The sequence below is a fragment of the Bacillus sp. ISL-7 genome (assembly GCF_018613065.1).
Genome location: NZ_JAGGQW010000053.1, coordinates 1 through 26,324 on the forward strand (window position 1 = coordinate 1; position 26,324 = coordinate 26,324).

Below are 26,324 nucleotides of genomic sequence, written 5' to 3' on the forward strand. Positions count from 1 at the left end.
CAGTTAAGTGTAGCCGATTCAATGTAAAAAAATTAGGGCTAGGGCAATCTATGTCAAGAAGAGGAAATTGTTGGGATAACGCTCCACAAGAGTCTTTTTTTGGTCATTTTAAGGATGAAGCATATATAAAACCATGTAATTCCTTAGAGGAACTTAAAAGAGAAATAAGGAGTTATATGACCTACTATAACAATTTTAGATATCAATGGAATTTAAAGAAGATGACTCCTGTTGAATACAGAAATCATCTTCTAAATGTAGCATAACCTTTTTAAAAATGTCCTTTACAACGGGTACAGTTTAGATACTAGTTTGCCTTTTTTATATAACTGTCCTTTTCGAAATTGTCTTCTAATAAAAAACCGAATTCAAAGAATTGAAATTCGTTAAATTGAACTAATTTATAGAATTTTAATTTTGTAAATAACCTTGTAATTGGAGATACAAAAATTGCTTGGCCAATAGCATTTAACATAATAAACTTTTTAAAATTTCCGTATGACCAGTTTAATATCCATAGAGAACTAGAGTCTATTAAATACCTCAATCCGACATTCTTTCGACTAAATTCCATATAGGATATACTAATCAAACGTTTGGTTGAAACAGCTGCCAGGACTGATTTAAAAGCATTTAATCTTCCAAATAAGTCGGGAAATTGTCGAGAACTGCAAGTAAATTCCGCAGGAAATAATCTACCATTCCCCAAAATCAGATAAATTTCTCCTGAACTTACATCATTTCACTAAATTCCTGCCTTTTCCCCACCACTCAAACGTTTGATTAAAAGTACCTTCAGCATGCTTCATTCCTGACTTTATCCCTTCAAATGCATGAAAAGAATGTCGAGAACTGTCTTCAATAAAGACTCTTTTAAAAAGGAACCTTGTTTAGCTGACAGGTCTTGCAGCAGTAGGTAAATAGAAGAAGACCTTTTGAGCTTTCTTCAAAAGGTCTTTTTGACTTTTCTATACAGGGGTTGTAAAAGTAGTGAAAAGGTCTCGTAAATTGAGATTTTTTTATTTACTATTTCCTAACGCCCCTTTTTTATATGGCCACTGTCAATTTCATATACTACACAATCAGGCATAACTAATACATTCAACTGTTAATCTGTTGTATTCTGTGTAAAATGGTTGATAGCGTTTGGTTTAAATTATTTAATTCCACCAAGTCCAAAGACAAATTTTCTATTAATTTAGTAGGAATACATTGGGCTTTGCCCTTCAAGTCTTCGCCTTTTTTAGTCAATGAAATGATTACCGTTCTTTCATCCTCTAAGGATCTCCGGCGTTCAATGAGACCATTCCCTTCCATACGCTTTAACATAGGAGATAATGTTCCCGAATCTAAAAATAACTTTTGCCCAAGCCCTTTAACAGTCACCGATTTTTCCTCCCATAGTACTAACATTACTAAGTATTGAGGATATGTGACATCCAACTCTTCTAATAAATTTCTGTATAATTTAGTGATTTCACGTTCTGCTGAATAAATCTTAAAACAAATTTGGTTCTCTAGTTTTAATTTATTGTTGTCCATTTTCTTGTCCTTTCTTCTTTCATCAGTACCATTATAATACTATAAACATTTATTTAAACCACAAATTAATTTTACACAATTTAATTGTTGACTGTAGATTATTTTATTGCTAATATAGTTTTATAAAATAAGTTGTACACAATTTAATTTTATAAAACTAAATTTTGGAGTGATTTTTTATGGAAACATTGTACACTGCAAGTGCTACAGCAGAGGGTGGTAGAGCTGGGAAAGTATCAAGTAGTGATGGAACCTTAAATTTAGCACTATCAATGCCGAAATCACTAGGCGGTCAAGGAAAAGAAAATGCAACAAATCCTGAACAATTATTCGCTGCTGGCTATGCAGCTTGCTTCGATAGTGCGTTAAATTTGGTCGCAAGACAAGAGAGAAAACGAATTGACTCTAAAGTTACTGCGGAAGTTTCACTTGGAAAAGATCACGATGGCGGATTCAAATTAGCTGCGGTCATAAACGTGTCAATAAAAGGGGTATCATTCGCAGAGGCTGAGGAATTAGTAAAGAAAGCTCATGGTGTTTGTCCTTACTCTAAAGCAACAAAAGGGAATATCGATGTAAAATTAATGATGAGTGTAATTTAAATTTTTCCTTCAAGTAACGTCCTAAAGTGGATTTATTATCAAATAAAAAGAGGCTAACTCTCCTAAAAACAAGGAGTAAGCCTCTTTCTTTTGTTCACTTTACCCATCTGCTTTCTAAAAGCCCGGTATATGTAGATGCAAAATAGAAAATGAAGGTCGGGTTGGGCCGGAAAAATGACGGTATCCAGAGGCAGGGCTTACATAGAATTTTGTATAAAAATTGGAGAATCTCCAATAATATAATAATATTTATTAAAACAAACTTTATTTATTCGGCAATTATCGGAGTGAACGGTGTGCATAATTCTTATTGGTTTTTTGCTCTACTTATTTCAAGCACGATATTGTTTTGTTTTATACTATTAAAAAAAAGAAACACGCAAACCCTGTTTCTTTATTTAACAATGGTTGGGTATGGTTATATTATCGAGACCACCATATTTAATTTCTTAGGAAGCTATGATTATAACCCAAATATTATCAAGCATAATTCTTTTTATGACAGTGAATTAGGAGCGTTTTTCTCAAACGCATTGTCTTTACCGGTCACAGCAACATTGATAGCAACTTTTCACTTAAATTGGCTTTGGATTGTCTTTTTTTCCGGATACTTTGTAGGGATTGAATGGTTATTTTTAAAGCTTCATATCTATACACATCACTGGTGGAGGTTAGAATATACCGGATTGGGTCTCCCGATGTATTATGCTTTGGCTAAGATTTTTTATAAATGGATTTTACTGCCTTCAAGAGGATTCAAACACAATTTGATTCTCTATTTAATCACTGGCTCCATTTCTGCCAGTGCCCACATTCTCCCAATGCTTTTTTTATTAAATCGATATTATCGCCCTGGATGGTTTGAAAATGTAGGTCGCGATTCCATTGCCTTCTCAGCAATTTACTATTTATGCTCAAGCCTTTTTTATTGTGTAATGGTTAAAATCAATTGGAAACCGAAGTGGATAAAATATATTTTAACAGGATTATTTATTTATACAGTGAATCAAGTTTTAATAAAGATGGGAATCCTTCACAGTCTCGTACCATGGGACCAGATGTACTATGTATGTTTAGCCTTATTTATTATCCTGTTTGTTGGACTCATAGATAAAAGATTATCTAATCAAATATTAGCCGTTAAAAATCTATCCTAACAAAAAACTTTACTTATTAATAAATTGTAAGACTTATTTAATATTTTGTTTTGATCCATGTAAGATTTGTTTTTTATGATTATACATATCAAAAAAACAAAGGAGAGAACAAAATGAAAAGTATGAAGGTATTGGGTATGACAGTGGCTATGGTAGGATTGTTATTCCTAGCAAAGATATGAAGAGCAATGAGAAAATGGATGCGAAATAGGTTACCGCTTATTACTTTTCCCTTGAGCATGTTAAAATTAAGGAAAATTTATTAAAGGGATGAATCGTGTTTGGAAAAGCGTATTTTACTTGTGGATGATGAGCCCTCTATTTTGGATGTTTGCCAACGGTATTTGGATCGCGAGGGCTATCTTGTTTGGACGGCAAAAAACGGGGAAGAAGCCATTAGGCTATGGAAGGATAATGATTTTACCCTTATCATTTTAGATTTAATGATGCCTATTATGGATGGCTGGAAAGTCTGTGAGGCCATTCGTGAAAGTGATGATATTCCTATTATTTTCTTGACAGCCAAAGGAGAGGAATATGATCGTTTGGTTGGTCTTACCATTGGTGCGAATGATTATATAACAAAACCTTTTAATCCAAGAGAACTAGTCCTTAGAGTCAATAGCATTTGTCGCCTATTGGAATACCGAAACTATTCCCAAGTAACCGATCAGGATCATTCACCAATGATAACAACCGATCCATTCACGATAAACACGGTCAATCGAGAAGTTTTTTTGAATCAAAAACGAATCGATTTAACGATGAAAGAATTTGATTTGCTATACCTGCTTGCTTCACATCCCAAGCAGGTATTTTCCCGCTCGCAACTTCTTTACCAGGTCTGGCAAACAGAATTTGATGGTGATACCACCACGGTTACCGTTCATATCAGAAGATTACGAGAGAAAGTGGAAGAAAATCCTTCTGCGCCAAAATTTATTCAAACCGTCTGGGGTATTGGCTATAAATTTATGCCATGTGAAATCCAATGAGAATAAAGTGGATTTTTTTAATTGCCAATAGTGTAAGTGTCATTATAATGTTTACATTCTTATTCATTAGTTATTTGTATATGGTTTTACCTAATAAGGTGATCATGTGGTTGTCGTTCATTACGATTTTTTCTTCTGTACTCTCGAGCTTTATCCATTATTTATTTACGAAGCCAATTGAGAGCTCTATTCAGTTACTCACTATGCAGTCGCAGCAAATTGCTAAAAGAAAATTTGCGGGTTCTCTTCCTGAAGAAGGACCCACAGAGATAAAAGAGCTTACGAGACACTTTAATATTATGAATACACAGTTGAATGAGGCATTTCTTCAAATTAAAAAATCAGAAGCCTCTCGAAGACAATTAGTTGCCAATATTTCTCATGATTTGCGAACTCCCATGTCATCCATCAAGGCCTTCGTAACCGCGATTGAGGATGGAGTGGTTGACGACGAAGCAACATTCCAACGTTATTTAAAAACCATTTCACTGGAGACGGAAAGAATGGATCAACTTATTAAACAGCTCTTTCAGCTTTCTCTGTTAGATTCAGGAGCCATTAAGCTTAAGAAAGAAAGAATCCATGTTGATGAATTATTGCTTTCCGTATTACAGCACGAGCAAATCCATTTAGAAAAAAAGAACTTAGAAATTATAACCGACTTACCTAAACAGATCCCTGCAATTTACGTAGATGTTTCCTATTTTCAAAAATTACTCTTTAATCTATTAGATAATGCAATAAGGTTTTCTGAAGTAAATGGGACAATTAATATCAATGTGTGCCTTCCTTCAGATCACATGCTTGAAATTTCTATTTGTGATTTTGGTGAGGGATTATCTAAAGATGAGCTTCCACATATTTTTGAAAGAACCTATCGCGTCGAAAAGTCACGTAATCAACAGTTTGGAGGGGCTGGGCTGGGGCTAGCGATTGCAAAAACGATCGTGGAAAGTCATGACGGCACTATTAGTGTGACAAGTGAGCTTGAAAAAGGGAGTACTTTTACTGTTACTATCCCCATTATTAAACGTTAGGTCGGTGTAAGGAATGAATTATAGACTTTTTTTTCAAAGAAAGTTGAATTTCGGCAAAAGACTTATTCGACTACATCATTCTAATGCCATTTTATTTCTAGTATTAAGTATAACAGGTTTTATCTTATTTTCTTCTACCTTTCGTTCCATTTTTCCATCCGTCAGAGTATGGATCAGGGATCTTCATATTTGGATTGGAGTCATTCTTTGTCTACCTTTGATGTTTTATCTTCCTAAAATGAAGAAGCATCTCAAGACACTTCAAAAAAAGGAAAATAATCGTCGCAATCTCTATCTTATCTTTACGATCTTAATTCTACTGATTGCTTCAGGTTTTTTGTTAACCTTTCATAGACAATTTCCACCGTATATTAGCTCCTGGTCATTGTTCGTCCATGATATAGCCACATGGATTGGGGCCCCATATGCCATCTATCACAGCATTACCCGCAGTAAATGGTTTAATCGACTGGGGGAAGGAAAACAATCAGAAAAGAGCTTACAGGAACCTATCATCATTGATGACCGGAATCCGATTTATAAAAGAAGAACCTTTTTAAAAGTGTTAAGCGGAAGCCTAATCGCTATTACCTTTTTACCAACCTTTACAAAATGGATAAGGTCTTATCTCCCAACATACGGGGAGACAGAAGCTTTAACAGATGGTAATCAACTAAAGCCCTTGCCCGAGCCTGAGCTAAATTCCTCCCCGCCTATTGGCGGGGGCAAGAAGGGAGATTTTCGGTATTATACAGTTACAGAGGTTCCGAAATTTACCAATGAGAATTGGAGCTTGACGATTGATGGTCTAGTTGAACAGAAAAAACATTATAATTGGAGTGAATTTGTTCAGCTTCAACGGGATGTACAAGTAAGTGATTTCCATTGTGTAACAGGCTGGAGCGTTTATGATATCACATGGGAAGGCATACCATTAAAGAGGCTTCTTGAGAATTCAGGTATTAAAAAAGAGGCAAAATACGTAAAATTTTATTCTGCTGATGGAGTTTACACCGATACCTTATCCCTAAAGCAAGCAATTGAGAAGGATATAATGGTCGCCATGTTATTAGATGGAAAATTAATTAATCAACAGAATGGCGGTCCTGTTCGATTAATCGTCCCGAAAATGTACGCTTACAAATCCGTTAAATGGTTAAACCGGATTGAACTCATTAAAGATGAACATATTGGGTACTGGGAAGAACGTGGATACTCAGAAAATGCCTGGGTTGGAAAAACATAAAAAGTGGTGCAAGGCACCACCCGGATGATCGACACATTATTTATATTAAAAACGCTATTTTATTAACTTTTTTTAAAACAATTTGCCAAATTTATTGGCACTATCCTTATTTTTTTGCACCTTAGCTGCAAAAAGGCTCTTTCCGATAAAATGGAAAGAGCTTTTTAATTTATGTACACATGAAATCAAAAAAATAACACGCCTTTACAGCGTGTTCAAGGATTCTTATCTTGATCATAAATTTCAAAACCGCGATTACAAACATGCCAAAACTAAGATTGGAGTGTAGCCATTAATAAATCTCCTCATTCCCCTTATCCTTCTAAGCAAAGAGGACACGAGCCTCATCAAGTAAGCGATTTAAGAAATCTTGCAGCTTTTGAAAAAATGACTGACCCTCTTCAGATTGCAAATATGTCGAGATTTTTTCTGTCGTAACACTAAATTGTTCTTTTACTTGGTTCCAGTCAATATCCATAGCGTTTAGTTTATTGAAGAAGTCTACTAACATATCTAACTCTGCATCTTTTAAAGTAATCCCAAGCTCCGTGGCAACTTGTTCAATTAATGCACGCAAGTCAGCTTCTGTTTTCGGTTCATGCTTGGCGATTTCATCCTTGACTTTTCCCATGAGAGCAGCAGCATTTTCCGCTCCAACGGAGTCACCGAGCTGTGCGGTTTTCACCATTTCTTCATTCGCCACTTTTTTGATTTCTTCAGGAATTTCTTCATTAGTTGTCGTTTCGTAAGCTTTCATAATTCCTGTCAAAGCAGCTGTACCTGTAACAGAAAACGGAGCGGTAATCTGAATTTTCGCATCCTTTACACCCGCCGTAAACAAGGCATTTGTATACATTTCATCCGTAACCCATGTAATATTGTTCGTTTGAACGTCTAACCCGGAATCTTTGGCACCGATTGTGATGCTCGCTGATGAAATAGCAATAGAACCAATTTGTGCCTTAGGAATAGACTCCCCTAAATAATCATGCTCTTCTTTATTGGATACGGTAATAATTTGTGCGTTTTCCGGTACCGCTAACTCTGCTAACATATCATTTTTTTGCTGTTCGGTTAGGTTTTCTCCTAATGTAACAATGACATCTCCTTCTGCTACGTCTGCAAAGCTGATAGAAGGAACAGCGAAAAGCATCGGTATGGCAAGAAACATTGCTTGTAATTTTCGTTTCAAAAAAAGACCTCCTTTTATACATTCAACCATTCATATAAGAATGGTTAATGTTTCGCCAATTATATTTAATATCAATAAAGAATACTTCCTGAAAAATTGGCTTTGAATTATCTTAACATAGAGGTTGGGATTTTCATTGAAAGAATGGGTAACTTTTATGTTAAAAATCTATTAAGATTCTTACATGGTAGATAATAATGTTACAACCTTTACAGTAAGCCTCAAAAAGCTTAATAAGCATGACAAAAAGGCTTCACAGGGAGCGAATGACTCACCACTATGCTAATATAGGAAATAATAACGAGGGTATAAAGGAGGTTCACAATGGAAGTCACCAAAAAAGGAACGACCATTCAATCATTACAAATCGGAATGGGTATCCTAGATTTAATGGCCAAACAAGGAAGGCCATTAAAATTTACCGATATTCAAGATCTAACACAGATTACAAAAAGTAATCTTTATAAATACTTAAATACCTTTACACAATTAGGAATCCTTTATCGTGATAAAGCTACCGGGTCCTATGTCCTGGGAAGTAAGTTAATTGAATACGGAATGGCAGCAGTCGATCACGAAAACGTTATCGATCGGATCACCCCTTACTTACAAGAGCTGAACGAAAAAAGTTCAAGCACTGTCCTTTATTCCAGTTGGACCCATAATGGTCCAATGATCGTTAAAGATATTAACACCAATCGAGGATATAATATTGGGGCTCAGATCGGGACCTTACTTCCCATTTATTCCTCAGCCGGCAAAGTATTTATGGCCTTCATGGATGAGCAAACGATTCGTGAGTGGAAAGCGAGGGAATTGCTACAAAGTCCTCCAGAAAAGGTAAGCCAGCTGGAAGTAGAACGCAGATTGATTCAGGAAAAAGAAATCTCTTTTGCAAGGGAGCCGCTGGTATCATCCGTGTCCTCCGTTTCGTTCCCAGTCTTTAACTTTAAAAAGAAACTCCTTGGAGCCGTAACAATCGTAGGTTTTTCCGAGTTAATCCCTAGTAATGAAGAAGAAGAACTAAGTCAATTTTTCATCCAAACCAGCAAAGAAATTTCAAGTAGTTTCGGATTTTTATCAAATGAGGAATAAGAATAAATAGTAAGAAACTAAAAGCGGGATCATCCCCGCTTTTTTTTGTGTGTATTTACCATAAAAATACGTAAAATTTACAAAAAACTTTAAATATTATAATTTTTATATTGAAAATAAAGAAATCGCCCTTTATAATCTCTAATTAGATAACAATATTCACTATATCTATAATCAGAATGGTGCTTACAAGCTTAATTGCATTACCGTAAGCGCTCTCACTAAGTTTGAAATGAAAAAAGGGGGAGAAAATTTGGCAACAATTAATTCGACAGAGATTATTGCTAACAGTAAATTTAACCGTTTTCATCTAGGCTTACTACTATGGAGCTTCTTCATCATATCGTTCGACGGGTATGATCTAGTCGTCTATGGAACCGTCGTCCCAACTTTAATAGAGAAATGGAACCTTTCCCCTGTTGAAGCAGGAGCCATCGGAACCTATGGATTATTTGGGATGATGTTCGGTGCCATCCTTTTCGGAACACTCGCAGACCGGATTGGAAGAAAAAACGTAATTGCAATTACCTTAGTCTTGTTTAGTTTCTTTACCTTCTTATGCGGCTTTGCAGAAACACCCACTGTTTTCTCAACCTTTCGCTTTTTAGCAGGATTAGGACTGGGAGGAATCATGCCAAATGTCATCGCATTATTGACAGATTATGCCCCTAAAAACATGAGAAGTATGATAGTTTCCATCGTATTATGCGGCTATTCAATTGGGGGAATCCTTGCTCCGTTATTAGGAATCTTTTTAATGCCAAAGTTCGGATGGGAATCGATCTTTTGGGTTGCAGGTCTGCCTCTATTACTGTTGCCTTTTATGTATAAGCAACTACCTGAAACAGCAAGCTACCTGATACGGACAGGCAAAAAGGAAAAGTTGATCTCTGCACTTACGAAGGTAAGCCCCGGATCAAAATTTAATAAACATGATGAAATCGTAGAAATAAAATTACAAGAAACAAAAGTTCCCATTTTTGGATTATTTAAAGAAAAAAGAGCATTAAGTACAGTTATGTTTTGGATCGCCTTTTTCAGTTGTTTATTGATGGTCTACGGTTTAAATACTTGGCTTCCTAAGTTGATGATTGAAGCAGGATATGGGCTTAATTCCAGCCTAACCTTCCTCATTACCCTTCAAGGCGGTGCCATTATCGGAACGCTTATCATTGGACGACTTTGTGATAAATACGGCTCCAAAAAAATGCTCATTCCGATGTATGCATCAGGAGCAGTGGCGTTGACATTGCTCGGATTTGGAGGAAGTTCATTTTTGATTTATCTCTTAGTAGCCATTGCAGGTGCTGCGACCATCGGTGCCCAAAATATAGTCCAGGCCTATGTGTCACAATACTATCCTCCAAATATGAGATCCACAGCTTTAGGGATGGCTTCTGGCATCGGAAGAATGGGTGGTATGCTCGGACCACTTTTAGGCGGATTCCTGTTATCTGTTTCGTTACCGATTCACTTAAATTTCATTGCCTTTGCCATCCCTGGTTTAATAGCAGCAGCGGCCCTAGCTTCCATACCTGTTAGACATGCGTTTTCTAATGAAAATGATACCAAAAGTGAGTCGATTACAACCCATGTGAGTTAACATCATGACATCTGTCTGGGGCCATTTCATATGGCTCTAGACATGTTAATTATTTTCCAGCAAATGTCGTAAGTTTCGTAATATATGTAGTAAGTAGCCGCAATCTTGTCGTAAGCCTCATTGATTATGTAGTAAGTGACCTTAAGTATGCAGTAATTTCCCCTTCCGAATTCTTTCCTCTATGACGGGCACTACAATCCACCAAAAAAGGGACACCATCCCCGACCAGGACGGCATCCCTCATAAACACCAATCAAATTTTCGCTAGGTATTTTTTAATATTGAGTAATCCAAAGGAAAAATCAGCAGTACCTGTCTGTCACCAGTTTTGAGTCAATTACGAGTTACTTTTTGATACAAATGAAAGTAATTGTTTATTAAAAAAGGGTAGATCGTTAGAAGATCAATAGACAACTAACGACTTGCCCTTTATTAAGTGTGATTCGTTAATATTCTAGATTGTGAATGAGGGCTGACTGTTCAGTTAGGCACTGGAGAGCTAGCCTCATTTTCAACCTTCTATCCTTTATTAGTACGCAAATATCTTAAGCTGCTTCCTGCTGGAAACAAGGATCATTGAAGTATACAACTTCAGAAAGAATTTTACAGCCTTTCATGTTTTTGAGAGCCTTTCTTGCTGCTTCTTCTGTTTCATATTCAAACATGGAAATATTTGAATCTAAATATTGAGTGATAATCCACATAAAAATTCCTCCTATGTTTTATAAATCATTTCTGTCCTACCGACAAACGTCTAAAATATACATAAGCTATGTTTAACCTCAAGGATGATTTAGCATGATGAAATCCGCACTTTAGGATTTAAAGAAGTTTTTATTCATTTCCTCAAACCAATGATAATGCAATAATGGAAATAAATAAAATGCAATATAGTTATAGTTACAAATAAAGAATTTTTATATGGTAAAATTTAGTAAGAGTTTGATCTGGAAGTATAGGAAAATCATGAACTGACTATTACATCATAAGATCTTTTAATATCATGTAGATTCAATTTAATTACCTTTTTGTTTTAATAACTTTTTCTTTTCAATCTGAAATTCTTCTTCAGTAAGGTAGCCCTGTTCTTTTAATTTTGCTAGTTTTACTAGATAATCAACTGTGTTGTTATTAGGATTTCTATAAAGCTGAGGAGCGACAACCAAGACTTGATTTTGACTTGTACGTTTCATGACTCTATAACCTTGGTCTGAGGCTGTTGCAATCCCTTCATTGTTTGGTTTGCAATAACTATTCACCCTACATGTGCCATCATCCCGAACTAGAAGTTGTCCCATTAGACCAACCGCCACCCATTCCGGTCTTTCGGACCGTGGAATATATTCCTTAGTAGAGTCCCATTTAGGGTTCAAGACCGGACTGTGTTCTGTCCGTTGCGGCACGATGACATTACCGTCAGCGTCAAAAACCGCAGAAATTGGGATGTCTTCGTACAAAATTTCTCCCCATTCAGTAGTCATGTACTTGTTCTTCCATCGCATCTCTCCGCTATTGGCCAAGAAAGCAGGCCTTGCACTTGTGATACCTAGTATATAATCATCTTGACCATTTGATATGCGCACTTTATTCTCTTCTAACGTGACGAAGTAGCCGAAATCGATCGGATTCCCATCTGTCGTTTCGAACATTTCCGCATAATCTGCTGCCGGGGTAGAGACGGCTCCGTCAATTTTGACGTTACCGTCGCTTAATATTTTAGCGGCCAAACCCGGAGTCGAAGCATCCGTACCATTAGCCAGGTACCACGAATACGGCAGTTCGTTTGCCGCACCAAATTTCCCCATGATATGAACGCCTTCCAAAAAGTTCGCATCCGTCGATTGCCCCTCCGTATGGGAGAAAAATCCGGAAGCCACCGTGTTCACTCCCTCCGCGTGCGAAGTGAAGCCGCTCGCAATGTTAAGAGCGCCTTCTGCATGAGAGTTTTGGCCGAGTGCCTGCGTCTGATTTCCTTGTGCATGGGAAAGATCCCCGGAAGCTACGGAGCGTTGCCCCTCTGCATGGGCAAAAATGCCACCAGCCACTGTCAAGTTTCCTTCCGCGTGAGACGCCCTTCCGTTTGCTGCCGTCTGGTCGCCTTCCGCATGCGAAGATTCTCCTTGTGCCATCGTACCTTGACCTTCCGCATGAGAAACGAGTCCGCTAGCGACAGAATTTTCTCCCTCTGCATGGGAAGCAATGCCCGATGCGGTCGTCAAATTTCCCTCTGCATGGGCAGCTAAATTACTGGCTGTTGTGAACCGTCCCTCACTGTGAGAGTCCTGAGCACTAGCGATTGTATGGTTTCCCTCTGCATGAGCATGTGCTCCACCGGCCGTCGTGGAGTATCCTTCTGCATGGGAAGCCACTCCTCTGGCTGTGGTAGTTGTCCCTTCGGCGTGTGCCGTATCAGCTGCCGATTCGGTAATATAACCTTCTGTGTGGGAAGCATTTCCCACAGCTCTTGTATTAATTCCTTCCGCATGGGAGGCTGAACCATTAGAGATTGTACCAATTCCCTCTGCTTCCGAACAGGTTCCTAAGGGATTCTGATTACATCCATTGGCCAAGATTATTCCTCTCCTTTAATAAAATTTTATAGAAAAATTGTTAAGAGTTCTATCTATCAAAACAATCAAATTTATTAAAATAATGATAAAAGTAGTAGATGATGAATGAGTTTTCATTACTTTCCTAGCTAGTAAATATCCTGGAAGTGCCCCTAATCAAAGACAGAACAGATGAGTAATAAGAAATGTAACATTATAATGGTTATACCCCATGGGCTTATCATAGATTTTTTTTATGAAAGATAGTAAGAAACTCTTAATAATTATTTTATGTTTTAGAGGAACAATGGTATGGACAAACTTTCTAAAGTGTAAAATAATTAATATCAAAGGTTATTTTATAATTGATCACCTCATTATTATTTGAGTTTTTTTCCTTTAATTATCCATCAGAATTGTCTTCAGGAGCGAAATAAACTTCCACAAGTATATTTGCAGTTGAGGTTGAAACGGTCACCTTTTGTTTGAACATTTCAATTTTAGCAAATAAAGAAATGGCAAGGATTAAGGACTCTCAAAATGTTTCTAAAGAGTTTGTAAATTTCCTGAAAAAATTAGTCCAGTTTAACCGTCGCGATCACAAATAAAAAACACCGTTCCCCATAAATCTGAACGGTGCAATTGTAATAGAATCATATTTTTGTCGTTTAACATAGATCCCTTCCAGGGAATTTCATTTTCTGCTTCTAGCGGTTGAGAAAGCAAGCTGGTCTCCTAACATGGGTTTAATTAATTTTCGTGACCCGTCCTTCGATCAAAGAAGTAAATGGCTGCTTCAGCTGCTTCACATAATTTTCAAAGACATCGATGTCAACCGGACCGTCCACTTTGTCGGTCCCTTCAAGGAAAACGGTGAAATCGTCACCGCCATTAGCCAGGTAACTGGTAACCGTAACTGTATATTTGGAATCAGGGTTAATAGGAGTCCCGTCAGCACGGAAGATATCAAGGACCTTTCTTTTCGTTCCTTTAGGTCCGCTCCAGGTGTATTTCAGTCCGGAAATTTGCAGCATACGCACGATTCCCTTCGGCTGCCATTGCTGATTCAAGACTCGGCGAATTTGGTCGCCGGTCAAAGTCACTTTAACTAGATTATTTTTAAACGGTAGAATGGTGAACAGCTCTCCCCAATTGACTTCCCCAGCTTGGATATCGGCCCGGATTCCAGCAGGGTTCATAAAAGCAAAGTCAGAGTTCATGGCTTTTCGTTGGGAATCGGCAATCAGATTTCCTAAAGCGGATTCACCGTTTTTGTTCCTAATGCCGGTAATGTCATTTGCAGCCGTTCCAACGACTTTACTTACAATGGGAGCGACCTTGGCCTCGTACTTTTTCATCATTTTCTTAATTTCCTCGTCCGGTTTGATGGCGTCCTGATAGACGTTTACAATTTCAGCTTTTTTGGTCACAATCTCTTTAGTTGCCGGATCAAGCTCCAAGTCGACGTCGGAGAAAGCTGTTCCGTAAGAATAAGCTTCAACAAGCAGCTTTCCGTCCACTTTGGCGTTAAGATACGTGTGAGTATGACCGCCGAACATCACGTCTACTTCATCGTCCACCTTTTTGGCGATATCAATGATGTCTCCGGCAGCAGCACCAGTCAGGGCGGACTGACTGCCACCTTTGTGTGCAAGAACGACGATAGCTTTAACGCCTCGTTTTTTGAGTCCTGCCACTGCTTTATTAATGGCTTTCACTTCATCTGTGAATTTTACGTCTACTAATAAACTCGCATTCACAATCTTGGGCGTATCGCTCAATACAACTCCAATAAATCCGATCGGTATGCCATTAAATTTTTTAATTTCATAGGGAGGGAGAATTGGTTTACCCGTCTTTTCGTCAATAACGTTGGCACATACATAAGGGAATTGAGCACCTTCAAAGTATCCGTCCTTCGGGTTGGTTCCACCGTGGATCAGGCGCATCATTTCTTTCACACCCCGATCGAATTCATGATTCCCTAACGTTCCCAAATGAAAGCCTATTTTGTTCAACACTTCAATCGTAGGTTCCTCTTGCAAAAGCGAAGATACGGGTGCGCTGCCACCCACCATGTCACCTGCATGGACCAAAAGAGTGTTTTTGTTCTCCCCTTTCCTTTGCTTCAAATAGGCTGCTAGATATTCGACTTTGCCCATATACCTTCCGTTAAATTTTCGGGTCCTGTCCAATTGTCCATGCAAATCGTTAAGGCCGAGTAATTGTACTTGAATGAAACGGTTCTTATCATTCTCGGTGTTTTTGGGTATGCCTGGAGATTCAGAATTTCCGTTGGCCAAAACAAAACCTGCAGATATTGTGGTCATAAGAACAATAGCAGGAATTGCTTTTTTCACTGCGTCCCAATTCAAAGTTGCCCTCACTCAGTTCTCCCCTCCCAATCCTTTAGTGGATTACTACTTTAGGATAAGGAGAAATTGTTAAATTTAGATAACATTCCCATAAATTTTAAGTTAATTTATAAGTGGAAAAATTTCAGGTAAAAACACGCGTCACAAACCAATACAATCCGGCAAATCCCACCAGGACGGAACCGGTTTGTACAGCTCTTGGCCACCAGCGGAAATTTTCCACTTTTCGAATCAGAGGGTAGAGACAGACCAAGATGAGCAATTGACCCAATTCAACTCCAAGGTTGAAGGTAAACAGCGCAGTGAGTTCGTGGTTTTTAGGCAACCCGATTTCCTGCAACACTCCGGCAAAACCAAATCCGTGTATCAATCCAAAGACAAACGTTAACGCCCAGCGGTGCTGAAAATCCCGTAACCAAAGATTTTCCAGCGCCACGTAAAAGATGGTAAGGGCGATCGTCGCTTCTACAATCCGGGAAGGCAGGGACACGACGTCCAAAGCTGCTAGAATGAGTGTGCTGCTGTGTGCAATAGTAAAGGAGGTGACGACGGCCGCCATACTTCGAAACTTCATTTTTACCAAAAAAAGGGCCAGTAAAAACAAAATATGGTCGTACCCAGTTAATATATGTTCGATTCCAAGCCATATAAACTGAAAAGCCGTGTCAAAAAATCCCGGGGCTTCACCAAACGTTCCTGTCCACTCCTTTTTATCTTTAGAAAATATATATTCGAACGATTTTCCGTCTAACGTTTTAAATGTGGCAACATTCGTATGTTTGTTTTCGGAGCGGTCAAAAAACAAATTATAAAGAATTGACACTGTCCCGATTTTGGAAGAATCCTTAAAAAATAAATCGATCTGAATCATCGACAGTTGGGGGACCGATTGAAGTTCATGGTTCATAGACAAAACGCGGCCATTATTTTTTACTGCCAAGCCTCTTTCAATATAGGGACGAACCACCTCGTCGTAGGCGTTTTTCAATTCATCTTGATCGATTATCTCATCATGATTGGCATCCACACCTGGGAATTCGGCAATGGTTAAAGAATCGATAAGGAGGGTGATTCTTACCGTATCTCCGTCCGCCCCGATTTTAGCAAAGCCGTAGCTTCCGGAATGTGCGAACGCTTTATCGGTATTGGAGGATAAAAAGAAAAGTCCCAGAAAAATAATAATCGAAATGAGAGGTAAATAGGTTTTTTTCATTGTGAATCCCCCCTAAGATCTAGTAACCCGAGAAACATTTACTTGAGAATAAAAGAATGAACTGGAGAGGAAAGAACAAGCTTGCATGGTTCAAAATTGATTCCTACGACAGGAACGATATTGCTTGCGGCTTCCCATTTTGCTAACCACGGGATAATTCTTCGGAAATCTATTAAGCAACACGGAAAAAACATATGATACTAGTATTTGATTTATTCATAAACCGTTCCAATTTTAAGGAGCTAAAATAACTTGGATAAAAATTTTGCGATAGCCTTGTTACGGGGGAACCTTATCATAAATAGAGCGGTTTTAAAAAAGCCATAATTAAAGGTGATACAAATTTCTGTATCACCTTTTTAGGTTGATTAATTTCAGTTTTTTCGGAACCAAGCCTCCCTTAAAACACATCAAATTTGAAAAAACAATTTCATATAGATGTTACAGAGCTCCTTTTATTGTTTCGATCATTTTCTGATATTCTTCTTCTGTTAAGTATGTTTTTCCTGGGTTCATCTCGAAAGTGGACCCCCAATTTTCTTTTCCTTCATACTTAGGCACAATGTGCATATGTAGATGATGTAATGTATCACCATACGCTCCATAATTAATCTTGTTTGGTTGGAAAGCCTGATCGACCGCTGCAGCTACCTTTTTTACATCGTTCATAAAAGCCGCTAATTCATCATGACTGAGCTGAAATAGTTCTTTAACATGATCCTTATAAACTACATTACATCTGCCAGTATACGTCTGTTCTTTAAAAAGAAAGACTGTTGAAACCTCCAACTCACCTATTTCAATCATAAGATTGTCTCGTCTTTCATCCTTCATGCAATACATACAATCTTTATTTAACTCCATCTTTTTTCTGCCTCACTTATTTATGAATTTTGAACCTATCTCTATAGTACCTCAGTTTTGAAAAATATATTTAGATTTGGATTTCTTATTAGGCAGTCAGGATGGATGATCGCTTTTGTCTTTTACTTGATGAAGCAAGAATAGTAGAAACTCCAAATAAAAAATCAGGAAATCATTGACGATTTCCTGACTCTAATCGATTGTTTAATAGATGACCACTGGCTCGTATGTGCTGAGATTATTATATACGGTTTTCATAACATCTGGCGGTGTGTTGACGCAGCCATGTGATCCTGCATTAAGATAGGCATTACTTGACCAGTTGGACCGAAAGCCGGCATCGTGGAATCCTTGTCCATCATTCGTAAAAGGAGCCCAATAATCAACTTTTACTGAATAACCTGGTTTTCCTCCGAGTTCTCTGCCCGTTAGTATCGAAGGTGTTCGTTTATAAAGAATATACCACACTCCTTTTGATGTATCATTACCGGTGCTGTGTTTCCCGGTCACAACATTCGATGTGACGACTAATTTACCATTTTTGTAAATCCAAATCCGCTGTTGTGCAATCGAAACTTCAGCATATGTATCACCGATGCCATTGTTTGATGTCGTTTCATAACCATAGCCTTCACCACTCCAGCCATGTCCGATAATATTAGTAGCAGCGATCAATTTCTCGCCTTTTTCAAAAGCTTTCTTAATCTGTGTTGTTTCTTTTTCCACATCTAATGCCCAGCCATAGCCTTTTCCTTTTACGGTTTTGACTGCTCCTGAATGGGTCTTAAATGTGAAATCTTTATCTAATGTGGATTGAGAACTATTAATTTCAGCAATTTTCTCGTTAATATCACTTGGGTCAATCGTGACCTTCAAGTCTTTTATCACCGATGCATTTTTTATTAATTCGCTGCCTTTTAACGAAAAAACTTTATCCTGTACCTTATAATCAACGGTTTGCAGAAGGAGTTCTTCTAGCCTTTTCTGTTCATTTTTTACAATCGGACTGTCTTCTTTGATTGGCTGGATATATACAGGGTTCAAACGGATTTCACTCGTATATTCCTGCTTTTCGTAGTCCTTTAATAGACTGGCAAAATCAAGCTGCTGTCCATCATTACTTTTCGAGACGACAACTTTACCTTGTTCCAAACTGGCCTTCGCATCTTTAGGCGCTGTTAAACTCTTATTCATTGAAAGTAGCTTTTCTTCCACTTGTTTCTTCATCTCTTGGCTGCGATACTGATCGGGTTGGCTAGGCATTAATGAAAATTCTTTTGCCTTTGAAGAAGGAAAATACGTTCGCTGGCTGTTTAATATTTTTTCAACACCTGCTAGATCCTTATCTGTAAAACCCATTTTCGTATCTTGTCCATCAAAAATTTGTTGTTGCCCGACAAAGACGACGTTTTTTAAAACAGCTGTGTTTAATTTGTTAAGTGCCTCATCAGCAGTCAGTCCATTGACATTTACGCCATTAATCTTGATATTTGCATTAAAATGGTTTGCCTGATAATAGCTGATTGCCCCAAATATGAGCGCTATAATAATGATTATACCCGTTGTAATAAACTTCCAGTTCGTATACCATTTAAAAGATTTCGACCGCCGTTCTCCAATTTCTTCCACTGATTCTTTCACAGCATTTTCCATTAAAATTCCCCCCGCATACCTAACAATCAAGCTTTCGACGTCTTTCGACTTGAAGCTTTTGGTTTTGCATCATAAATATAAATTATAGTATCAATTCTCAAATTTTACTACTATTCTACTAGATATAAAGTGTGAACTTTGTCACATTTTGTATCTGCGTGAAATTTTTTTGTCTTTTTGTAATTTGGTTGCCTGAAGTTAAGGTTGGTTCGGACTGAGCTTTCTTTTTTTAAGTGATTTCCAATAATTATCCAGCAAATGTTGTAAGTTTCGTAAATTATGTAATAAGTGTACGGGATTATGTAGTAAATTCCAATAATTATGTAGTAAGCATCCGTAATTCACCCCAAAATCGACTGAAACTCCAAAAAACGCCTCCAAAAATCAAATTTGCTAGCAAAAATCACCTCAATTAGCCCAAAATCCCTTCCAAAAGTGAATATTGTCCGTTCGATACGATCGAGCATTCCCGCTATGGTAGAGGTACCCGGGAATACATGAAAAGCGCGCTTTCTGAAAGGACTTTCCCTTGGAAAGCTTTGAACAGTTAGTCGACCAGTACCAGCCCATGCTCCATAAAATCATGCACTCGCTCCACCTTTACAAACACCATGAGGAATTCTATCAGCACAGTCTCATCGCCCTTTGGGAAGCAAGCCAGCGCTTTGACCCCCAAAAAGGGAGCTTCACCAACTATGCCTACACCTATATCAAAGGCTATCTTCTGATGGAATTGAAAAAATTACACCAAGACCAAGAACGAAATGTTCACCCTGATGAGCAATTCTGGGACCTGGCAGCAGATCCCTATTCGGATGACCCATTACAGGAGGAAATTCTATTATCCTACTGCGAAACACTGACACCGAATCAAAAGAAATGGCTCCTGTATACCATCCGTGATCGCCTATCGGTCAAGGAAATTGCCGAACTAGAAAAGGTATCCTTATCAGCCGTGAAAGGTTGGCGCAGTGGTGCTAGAGAAAAAGTAAAGAATTTAATACGGTAGTAGAATACGAGAATAAAAAATATGTGCGTCCGGTCGTCAATATCAGACCAAAGCATTCTTACCCCATTATTTAATGTAGTTGTACTTTATAGGTTCATCTAATGTTTCTTCCTCGAGATTTAAGTGGTTATTTTAACCTAGCAAGATCGTTTTACATGTTCTGTTAGGATGTTCGTAAAGATTACTGCTATTTACTACTTTTCAACACCTTAACCGCTTAAATTTAGTATAAAATTACACCTCGCCAGCGAATGGTTCTTGGTGTCAGGCACCACAGATGGACAAATGTCCTTTCATGGTGCCTGACACCATTTTTAATATGTAGCGATTGTTAAGTCACAGTTGGTTTATTCATTTTTCAACTACTATTTTTAGGCATTTTTTAAATGAAAAAGTCTATTTTCGAAAAACATGAGTATCATTTTAGTAATGAAGGAGGCGATCTGATGGAATCAATTGGGATTTTAGGAGTCGGGCAAGCAGGCGGTAATTTAGCGGAAGTTGCTTCATCGATGGGGTTTCAAACCGCACTTATCAATACGAACAAACGCGATGGCATAGTGAACACAAAAGTGGAAAGGAAGTATTTTGTTCCTGGTTACAATGGTGCTGGGCAGGATCGATCCATCGGTTTAAAAGCGGTTAACGATAACTACCGAGAGATTGTCGACTTTGTAAAGAATTCCTTTAAGAAAATTAAACTTTTATTAGTGGCCTTCTCAACCGATGGTGGTACTGGATCAGGGATGAGCCCGTTATTGATTGATCTGTTATTGGAACATCTGTCTGGCGTTAACATAGGTGCCATTGCAATTGTTCCTGATCGAAATGTATTAACAGGTAACCGCATCAATGCTACAGAGTGTATTGAAGAGCTTTCCAAGATAAACTCGCTTTCATCGGTGTTCCTAGTTGATAATGATCAAATGAGAAAGTTAAACCCACAATCCAGTAAACATCAAATCTACCTTTCTTCTAATCAGCAAGTCATGGAAGCCATTAAGAGTGTGTTGCAAGTAACGAAAAAGAGCTCGTTTTACGGAAACTTTGACGAAACTGATCTGATGAATATTTTGGGAACAAGAGGAGTAACGATTATATCTTCTGCTCAAATTACCGATGCAAAAACAACCTCAGATGTTACTAGTAAAATACAACAATCTTGGGCTACCTCCGTATTCTGTCCGGTGGAGTCAACCGGTGTAATCCGCTCGGGGTTAATCTACGAAGGCCCAGAAAAAATGGCTAAACTAATTAATGTTCCATCCATTTTTGAACGAATTGGAGAACCACTCGAATTATTCGAAGGGACCTACTTCTCGGAATCAGATCCAACGGTAACGACTATTTTGGCGGGACTCGCCTTTCCTTCACGTCGTATGCATGCCCTTGAGGAATCCCTAGAAAAAAACAAAGATCGGTTACAGAACCTAGTCAAAAAGGAACATACCCAGAAATATGAATCAAAAATAGCTTGGGCATCAACCCTAAAAGCCAAACCTCAGGAGAGAAAGCCCAGCACCGTAACCTCTAAGTTAGATAAGTACCAAAAATAAGAGGAATATATAGTTATTGGTGTCAGGCACCACAAATGGACAAATGTCTTTTCGTGGTGCCTGACACCTTTTGCACTATTTCCCCCTTAGTAACTGCATGCGCTGGTTGAAAAGGCTTGGGTATGATAAATATCCGAGCATGGCGCTTGTGACTGCAGCGGTTGTTAACAAGAGAAAGAGAATGAGCAATTGAAATTGGACTGCTTGCATAGGGTTGGCTCCTGCGATGATTTGGCCACTCATCATTCCCGGCAACTGGACGAGGCCGATTGTTTTCTGGCTCTCAATGGTCGGAATCATGCTTGCTTTTATAGAAGTGATGAGCTGTGTGTGTATGGCTTGTTTGGGTGTTCCGCCGAGTGACAGGATGAGTTCCGCCTCATCTTGATGCACCTCTACTTCTGCTGTGAATCTGTTGAGGAAGAGAATAGCGAGCACCATCGAATTTCCGATGACCATTCCGCTAATTGGGATAATGTATTGGGCCGTGGCAGGTGTGATCTTGAATCCTAATAAAATACTTTGTGTCAGCACTTCAATTACTAATAATGTGACGATCAATTTCCATGTGATCCCTTTTATAGAAACGCCTTTTTTTCGGGCACTTTGTGTCGCTGCGGCAATCATGATTGTCACCATCAGGAAAATATACATCATATGTTCGGAATCAAATACAAACTTCAAAATATACCCAACCGCCAATAATTGAATGATGGAACGTATCACAGCTATGATGGTGTCTCTTTCCAGTCCCAGTTTAAGCGTTTTGGATAAAATAATTGGAAGGAAAACGAAAATAAGGGCAATAGTTAAGTGGAGATAACTCATTCCATATCCCCCTTTACAAAAAGTTGCACTTTCTCATTAACAGGAGCGCGCAGTAAGCTGCTTTTTCCTGTTTCAATCACCTCACCATTCATCATGACCCAAGTGTAGTGTCCAATCGTCATTGCCTGCTGTAAATTATGGGTAATCCAGATGATAGTGGTCCCGTATTTTTGATTAATTTTTACAATGAGTTCTTCGATTTCCAGCTGTGATACACGATCAAGTGAAGAAGTGATTTCATCAAGCAATAATATTTGTGGATGGTTAACAAGTGTCCTTGCTATCGATACTTTTTGACGTTGTCCTCCTGATAAATCCTTGATAGGTCGAAGCAAACATTCCTCCTCTAACCCCACATCATGCAATAAATTTTTTGCATCTTTTTCTGCTAGTTGTTTCCCTTGCAATGCTAAGGGTAAGGCAAGATTTTTTAGAACACTGCCATTAATCATTGGCGCACTTTGAAGTGCAATCCCCACAAGCCTGCGTAATTCCACGGGTTCATAGCTGCAGATAATGTTACCTTTGATATGAATTTCTCCCACACCAGGTGATAGCAACCCATTACATAATTTGAGCAAAGTCGTTTTCCCTGCTCCTGAAGGCCCCACTAAAGTGGTAATACAACCTTCGGGGAAAGATCCCGTAATATTTTTTAAAATATGGATTCCATCAAGTGAATAATTGACATGATTAAAATGCACGGCGGGTTTATAACCTGAAGTCATCAGATACACTTCCTTTAAAAAAGAAAACAGCAAACCCTCATACTGTTCTGTTTTCTTCATATTCTATATTCCGAGGTCATCTTCCTAAAAATAACAAATCTTGACAGCGGCGTCCTTTCAAAATTACCAGTCACTATGTTATCATAATACTAGACAAAGATATTCATAGACTGGAGTTTTGTTTCGTGAAGATACCCTTATTCAAAGTAGGAATATTAACCTGTTTAACTATTAGTTTGTTCAATGTGAACGCTTCTGCAGAGTCAGATTTATCCGCCAAATGCGGTGGGATTAAACCGAACGTCAACCCGGCTTTTCAGCAAATGAACTGCTTACTTACGAATGCAGCAGTAGAAGCGGACATACCTCCTGAAGTAGTAAAAGCCGTGGCTACACAGGAAAATGGGAACTGGGAGCAGTTTGATGATGCGGGTGAACCTGTTGTTTCTCTAGATGGTGGTATCGGTCTCATGCAGCTTACCAATCAAAAGGAATACGACCAAGATAAGTTAAAAAACGATATCGTCTATAATATTGAGACCGGTGTAAGAGTCCTTAGCAGTATGTATACACGAACGGATTTGCCGAAAATCAAAGGGGCAGGACGCCAGGTGATTGAAAATTGGTATTTCCCTGTTATGGCATACAACGGGACAAAACCTGTGAACAGTCCGCTGAAACAAGAGACCGGTGAAAGAAATAAGGATGCTTATCAAGAACAAGTTTTTGCCAAATTAGAAGAGCACAGTTATTTAAAGGATACCATACTAGCCAAATACCCATTTAAAACAACTGATTTTGACTATGATCGTGATAGCACTGAAAGCATTAAGTTTAATAGGTTGGAATACACACTAACTGATCAAGTACACAACTCCGCTTATTTTTTTAAAGTTGGAAACCGTGTGGTAACGACGGCGGACAGTGTTAAATTGCGAGAAGCACCAGGTACTTCAATTCTCAAAACCTTACCTAAAAATACAGCATTGATCATTGACGGAGAATTTACTTATGACTCTACAAATCAATTTGTTTGGTACCCTGTTTTAACCGAAGACCATAAGATGAGAGGATATGTTTCTTCAGCTTATATAATAAAGGATACGGTGAAACCTGTCATTACAGGTGCCACAAGCAAATCTATTCCGATCAAATCCACTTTTAATGCTTTAACAGGTGTGAAAGCATTAGATAATGTAGATGGTGATATCACAAGTGCTATTCATGTGACGGGTATGGTTAATACGACGAAATTAGGCACGTACGATTTAATTTACAATGTAGCTGACAGGTCTATGAATGTGGCTACAGTTAAAAGAAGAATAACTGTATATGATAATGTGAAACCTATCATTTTAGGTGCTAATAACAAAACAATTAGACTAAATTCTTCATTTAATCCAAGAGCAAGTGTAACGGCGAGCGATAATATTGACGGTAATTTGACTAGTAAAATTACCGTCAGCGGCACCGTTAATACGAAGAAAAAGGGTACTTATACATTAAAGTACTCGGTCACTGATAATTCAAAGAACGTTACCACTGTTACGAGAAAAATCACGATTGATAGTACAAAGCCAGTCATTTCTGGGGCTAAAAATATAACCATTCGTTACAAATCTTCCTTCAATCCGAAAACAGGGGTAACCGCAAAAGACAATTTAGATGGCAGTTTAACCAGTCAGATAAAAGTTACAGGAACGGTTAATACAAAGAAAAAAGGTTCCTATACATTAACGTACACTGTTACTGATAAATCCCAAAACAAGACAGTAGTGAAGCGGATGATTACAGTAAAATAGGAACAGGGATATTGTCCCCTTTCCCAAGCAGAGAAAAACCACCTTTTACAATCTTAAAAGGTGGTTTTTCTCTGCTATATTAAATTTAGGCGAATGGTCTTCAGGATCAGACTGCTTGTTTACTACTTTGATCATTTTGATCTTTTTCTTTCATCCGGCTGAAAATATTAGCGAGAACGGAGCCAGATAGATTATGCCAGACACTGAAAATGGCACTTGGTACTGCCGCTAAAGGCGAGAAATGAGCGGTAGCGATAGCGACTCCCAAGCCCGAATTCTGCATACCAACTTCCATTGCTACAGCCTTTTGTTTTGCAAGGTCCATCCCGCATAAACGGGCAAAGAAAAAGCCTAGGAAGAATCCAAGCAGATTATGAAGGATTACTACACCAAAAATAAGTAGACCCGATTCAGCAATTTTGGTCGCGCTGCCTGCTACGACAGCAGATACAATTAACACAATCGCAATAACGGAAACAAGCGGCAATGCTTTTGCACCGGCTTTTGCCTGTTTGCCAAAGAACTTTTTAATGATAAAGCCAGCTGCTAATGGAACAATGACAACTTGTACAATCGAAAGGAATAAGGAAGCAACACTGACATCAACCCATTTGCTCGCAAACAGAAGAATAAGCAATGGTGTAACAATTGGTGCAAGAATCGTAGAAACTGAGGCAATTGCAACGGCAAGTGCCACATTTCCTCTTGCTAGAAACACCATAACATTGGAAGCAGTTCCGCTTGGACAGCATCCTACTAAAATGACACCTACAGCAACTTCTTCAGGTAAATGGAGTCCGACCGCCAATAAAAAGGCAAGTAACGGCATAATGATAAAGTGACCGATGACCCCAAGCGCCACTTCTTTCGGTCTTCTAAATACTTCTTTAAAATCCGATAGCTCGAGTGTCAGGCCCATTCCAAACATAACAATTCCTAATAGAGGAACAATATAACCTCCCAGCCACACAAAGTTACCAGGATTAAGATAAGCATAAACCGCAAAAATCAATACCCATAACGTAAATGTTTTCCCAGCAAAGCTGCTGATTTTCTCGATGACTTCCAAAACAATTCCCCCTATAAATTAATTCCGACTAATTTAATAAATTTAATACACATTATATTAGAATAAATATTTAAAAAAATCAATATATTCCTACAAAATGTTACGAAATTTTCTGTCTATTGTTGATGCTTTCTGCTCTCATCATCATTGATATCGCAAACTCAAATGCGGCTTGACCAAGAGAACCGTCCGAAGCCACTGAAAAAGTC

The 26,324-nt window shown here is 38.3% G+C and carries 23 protein-coding genes; 11 read left to right on the top strand and 12 right to left on the bottom strand.

Translation table 11 applies throughout. The features are described 5' to 3' along the window. Positions 1-266: IS3 family transposase (locus tag J7E66_RS21945; RefSeq protein ID WP_215003782.1), on the top strand; the 266-nt coding region annotated here is incomplete at its 5' end. An 835-nt stretch (positions 267-1,101) separates the two neighbouring features. On the opposite strand, the gene J7E66_RS21950 is transcribed toward J7E66_RS21945, so the two are convergent. Then, a complete protein-coding gene (locus J7E66_RS21950) occupies positions 1,102-1,542 on the bottom strand; it encodes a MarR family winged helix-turn-helix transcriptional regulator (protein ID WP_215003784.1) in 441 nt (146 codons plus the stop codon). 179 nt (positions 1,543-1,721) lie between these two features. On the opposite strand from J7E66_RS21950, the gene J7E66_RS21955 reads away from it, so the two are divergent. The 5 genes from J7E66_RS21955 to J7E66_RS21975 all read left to right on the top strand — a co-directional run bounded on the left by J7E66_RS21955 (position 1,722) and on the right by J7E66_RS21975 (position 6,579). After that, a complete protein-coding gene (locus J7E66_RS21955) occupies positions 1,722-2,144 on the top strand; it encodes an organic hydroperoxide resistance protein (RefSeq protein WP_215003786.1) in 423 nt (140 codons plus the stop codon). Positions 2,145-2,440: 296 nt separating this feature from the next. Next, complete coding sequence (locus J7E66_RS21960) at positions 2,441-3,301, top strand: hypothetical protein (protein WP_215003788.1); 861 nt, start codon at positions 2,441-2,443, stop codon at positions 3,299-3,301. A gap of 281 nt (positions 3,302-3,582) precedes the next feature. Next, positions 3,583-4,296, top strand: coding sequence for a response regulator transcription factor (locus tag J7E66_RS21965; RefSeq protein WP_215003790.1), 714 nt, complete (start codon positions 3,583-3,585; stop codon positions 4,294-4,296). A gap of 47 nt (positions 4,297-4,343) precedes the next feature. After that, positions 4,344-5,333 carry a HAMP domain-containing sensor histidine kinase gene (locus tag J7E66_RS21970; protein WP_215003792.1) on the top strand — a complete coding sequence of 330 codons (990 nt, stop codon included), beginning with the start codon at positions 4,344-4,346 and terminating at the stop codon, positions 5,331-5,333. Positions 5,334-5,346: 13 nt separating this feature from the next. Next, positions 5,347-6,579, top strand: a complete 1,233-nt coding sequence (locus J7E66_RS21975; RefSeq protein WP_215003794.1) for a molybdopterin-dependent oxidoreductase — start codon at positions 5,347-5,349, stop codon at positions 6,577-6,579. 322 nt (positions 6,580-6,901) lie between these two features. On the opposite strand, the gene J7E66_RS21980 is transcribed toward J7E66_RS21975, so the two are convergent. Then, on the bottom strand, positions 6,902-7,771 hold the full coding sequence (locus J7E66_RS21980) for a DUF1002 domain-containing protein (protein WP_215003796.1): 870 nt from the start codon (positions 7,769-7,771) through the stop codon (positions 6,902-6,904). Between the two features lie 324 nt (positions 7,772-8,095). Between J7E66_RS21980 and J7E66_RS21985 the strand changes: the two genes are divergently transcribed. Continuing rightward, on the top strand, positions 8,096-8,866 hold the full coding sequence (locus J7E66_RS21985) for an IclR family transcriptional regulator (RefSeq protein WP_215003798.1): 771 nt from the start codon (positions 8,096-8,098) through the stop codon (positions 8,864-8,866). Positions 8,867-9,119: 253 nt separating this feature from the next. Beyond that, the gene (locus J7E66_RS21990; protein ID WP_215003800.1) at positions 9,120-10,469 is read left to right on the top strand and encodes an MFS transporter; all 1,350 of its coding nucleotides are present in this window, start codon (positions 9,120-9,122) and stop codon (positions 10,467-10,469) included. A 545-nt stretch (positions 10,470-11,014) separates the two neighbouring features. Here J7E66_RS21990 and J7E66_RS21995 read toward each other — a convergent pair. From J7E66_RS21995 to J7E66_RS22025, 7 genes are all read right to left on the bottom strand, one after another. After that, positions 11,015-11,173, bottom strand: coding sequence for a hypothetical protein (locus J7E66_RS21995; protein ID WP_215003802.1), 159 nt, complete (start codon positions 11,171-11,173; stop codon positions 11,015-11,017). A 312-nt stretch (positions 11,174-11,485) separates the two neighbouring features. Further along, the gene (locus tag J7E66_RS22000; RefSeq protein ID WP_251033079.1) at positions 11,486-13,039 is read right to left on the bottom strand and encodes a peptidase G2 autoproteolytic cleavage domain-containing protein; all 1,554 of its coding nucleotides are present in this window, start codon (positions 13,037-13,039) and stop codon (positions 11,486-11,488) included. A 564-nt stretch (positions 13,040-13,603) separates the two neighbouring features. Continuing rightward, positions 13,604-13,744: a hypothetical protein gene (locus tag J7E66_RS22005; RefSeq protein WP_215003804.1), complete on the bottom strand. Its 141-nt coding sequence runs from the start codon at positions 13,742-13,744 to the stop codon at positions 13,604-13,606. A gap of 20 nt (positions 13,745-13,764) precedes the next feature. Continuing rightward, positions 13,765-15,348 carry a bifunctional metallophosphatase/5'-nucleotidase gene (locus tag J7E66_RS22010; protein WP_215003825.1) on the bottom strand — a complete coding sequence of 528 codons (1,584 nt, stop codon included), beginning with the start codon at positions 15,346-15,348 and terminating at the stop codon, positions 13,765-13,767. Positions 15,349-15,517: 169 nt separating this feature from the next. Then, positions 15,518-16,606, bottom strand: a complete 1,089-nt coding sequence (locus J7E66_RS22015; RefSeq protein ID WP_215003806.1) for a HupE/UreJ family protein — start codon at positions 16,604-16,606, stop codon at positions 15,518-15,520. Positions 16,607-17,047: 441 nt separating this feature from the next. Then, complete coding sequence (locus tag J7E66_RS22020) at positions 17,048-17,470, bottom strand: HIT family protein (protein ID WP_215003808.1); 423 nt, start codon at positions 17,468-17,470, stop codon at positions 17,048-17,050. Between the two features lie 204 nt (positions 17,471-17,674). Further along, the gene (locus J7E66_RS22025; RefSeq protein WP_215003810.1) at positions 17,675-19,123 is read right to left on the bottom strand and encodes a L,D-transpeptidase family protein; all 1,449 of its coding nucleotides are present in this window, start codon (positions 19,121-19,123) and stop codon (positions 17,675-17,677) included. A 529-nt stretch (positions 19,124-19,652) separates the two neighbouring features. Between J7E66_RS22025 and J7E66_RS22030 the strand changes: the two genes are divergently transcribed. Both J7E66_RS22030 and J7E66_RS22035 read left to right on the top strand, forming a co-directional pair. Further along, a complete protein-coding gene (locus J7E66_RS22030) occupies positions 19,653-20,132 on the top strand; it encodes a sigma-70 family RNA polymerase sigma factor (protein ID WP_215003812.1) in 480 nt (159 codons plus the stop codon). 446 nt (positions 20,133-20,578) lie between these two features. Continuing rightward, entirely contained in the window at positions 20,579-21,688 is a 1,110-nt protein-coding gene (locus tag J7E66_RS22035; protein WP_215003815.1) for an FtsZ/tubulin family protein, read from the top strand. Positions 21,689-21,763: 75 nt separating this feature from the next. Here the strand turns inward: J7E66_RS22035 and J7E66_RS22040 are convergent, their stop codons facing one another. Both J7E66_RS22040 and J7E66_RS22045 read right to left on the bottom strand, forming a co-directional pair. Next, a complete protein-coding gene (locus J7E66_RS22040; protein WP_215003817.1) occupies positions 21,764-22,516 on the bottom strand; it encodes an ABC transporter permease in 753 nt (250 codons plus the stop codon). Further along, positions 22,513-23,244 (bottom strand): ABC transporter ATP-binding protein, encoded by a 732-nt coding sequence (locus tag J7E66_RS22045; protein ID WP_215003827.1) that lies wholly within the window; start codon positions 23,242-23,244, stop codon positions 22,513-22,515. Before J7E66_RS22045 ends, J7E66_RS22040 begins: the two co-directional genes overlap by 4 nt. Positions 23,245-23,429: 185 nt before the next feature. Here J7E66_RS22045 and J7E66_RS22050 point away from each other — a divergent pair, with 185 nt between their 5' ends. Continuing rightward, positions 23,430-25,046 (top strand): immunoglobulin-like domain-containing protein, encoded by a 1,617-nt coding sequence (locus tag J7E66_RS22050; protein WP_215003819.1) that lies wholly within the window; start codon positions 23,430-23,432, stop codon positions 25,044-25,046. A gap of 106 nt (positions 25,047-25,152) precedes the next feature. On the opposite strand, the gene J7E66_RS22055 is transcribed toward J7E66_RS22050, so the two are convergent. After that, positions 25,153-26,115: a bile acid:sodium symporter family protein gene (locus J7E66_RS22055; RefSeq protein WP_215003821.1), complete on the bottom strand. Its 963-nt coding sequence runs from the start codon at positions 26,113-26,115 to the stop codon at positions 25,153-25,155. Positions 26,116-26,324: the final 209 nt, after the last annotated feature.

Bases quoted from the DNA above. Each gene is read 5' to 3' on its own strand.
- J7E66_RS21950 (WP_215003784.1), bottom strand. From the start codon at position 1,542: ATGGACAACAATAAATTAAAACTAGAGAACCAAATTTGTTTTAAGATT.
- J7E66_RS21955 (WP_215003786.1), top strand. From the start codon at position 1,722: ATGGAAACATTGTACACTGCAAGTGCTACAGCAGAGGGTGGTAGAGCT.
- J7E66_RS21970 (WP_215003792.1), top strand. From the start codon at position 4,344: ATGTTTACATTCTTATTCATTAGTTATTTGTATATGGTTTTACCTAAT.
- J7E66_RS21975 (WP_215003794.1), top strand. From the start codon at position 5,347: ATGAATTATAGACTTTTTTTTCAAAGAAAGTTGAATTTCGGCAAAAGA.
- J7E66_RS21985 (WP_215003798.1), top strand. From the start codon at position 8,096: ATGGAAGTCACCAAAAAAGGAACGACCATTCAATCATTACAAATCGGA.
- J7E66_RS21995 (WP_215003802.1), bottom strand. From the start codon at position 11,173: ATGTGGATTATCACTCAATATTTAGATTCAAATATTTCCATGTTTGAA.
- J7E66_RS22010 (WP_215003825.1), bottom strand. From the start codon at position 15,348: ATGACCACAATATCTGCAGGTTTTGTTTTGGCCAACGGAAATTCTGAA.
- J7E66_RS22015 (WP_215003806.1), bottom strand. From the start codon at position 16,606: ATGAAAAAAACCTATTTACCTCTCATTTCGATTATTATTTTTCTGGGA.
- J7E66_RS22020 (WP_215003808.1), bottom strand. From the start codon at position 17,470: ATGGAGTTAAATAAAGATTGTATGTATTGCATGAAGGATGAAAGACGA.
- J7E66_RS22025 (WP_215003810.1), bottom strand. From the start codon at position 19,123: ATGGAAAATGCTGTGAAAGAATCAGTGGAAGAAATTGGAGAACGGCGG.
- J7E66_RS22035 (WP_215003815.1), top strand. From the start codon at position 20,579: ATGGAATCAATTGGGATTTTAGGAGTCGGGCAAGCAGGCGGTAATTTA.
- J7E66_RS22040 (WP_215003817.1), bottom strand. From the start codon at position 22,516: ATGAGTTATCTCCACTTAACTATTGCCCTTATTTTCGTTTTCCTTCCA.
- J7E66_RS22045 (WP_215003827.1), bottom strand. From the start codon at position 23,244: ATGACTTCAGGTTATAAACCCGCCGTGCATTTTAATCATGTCAATTAT.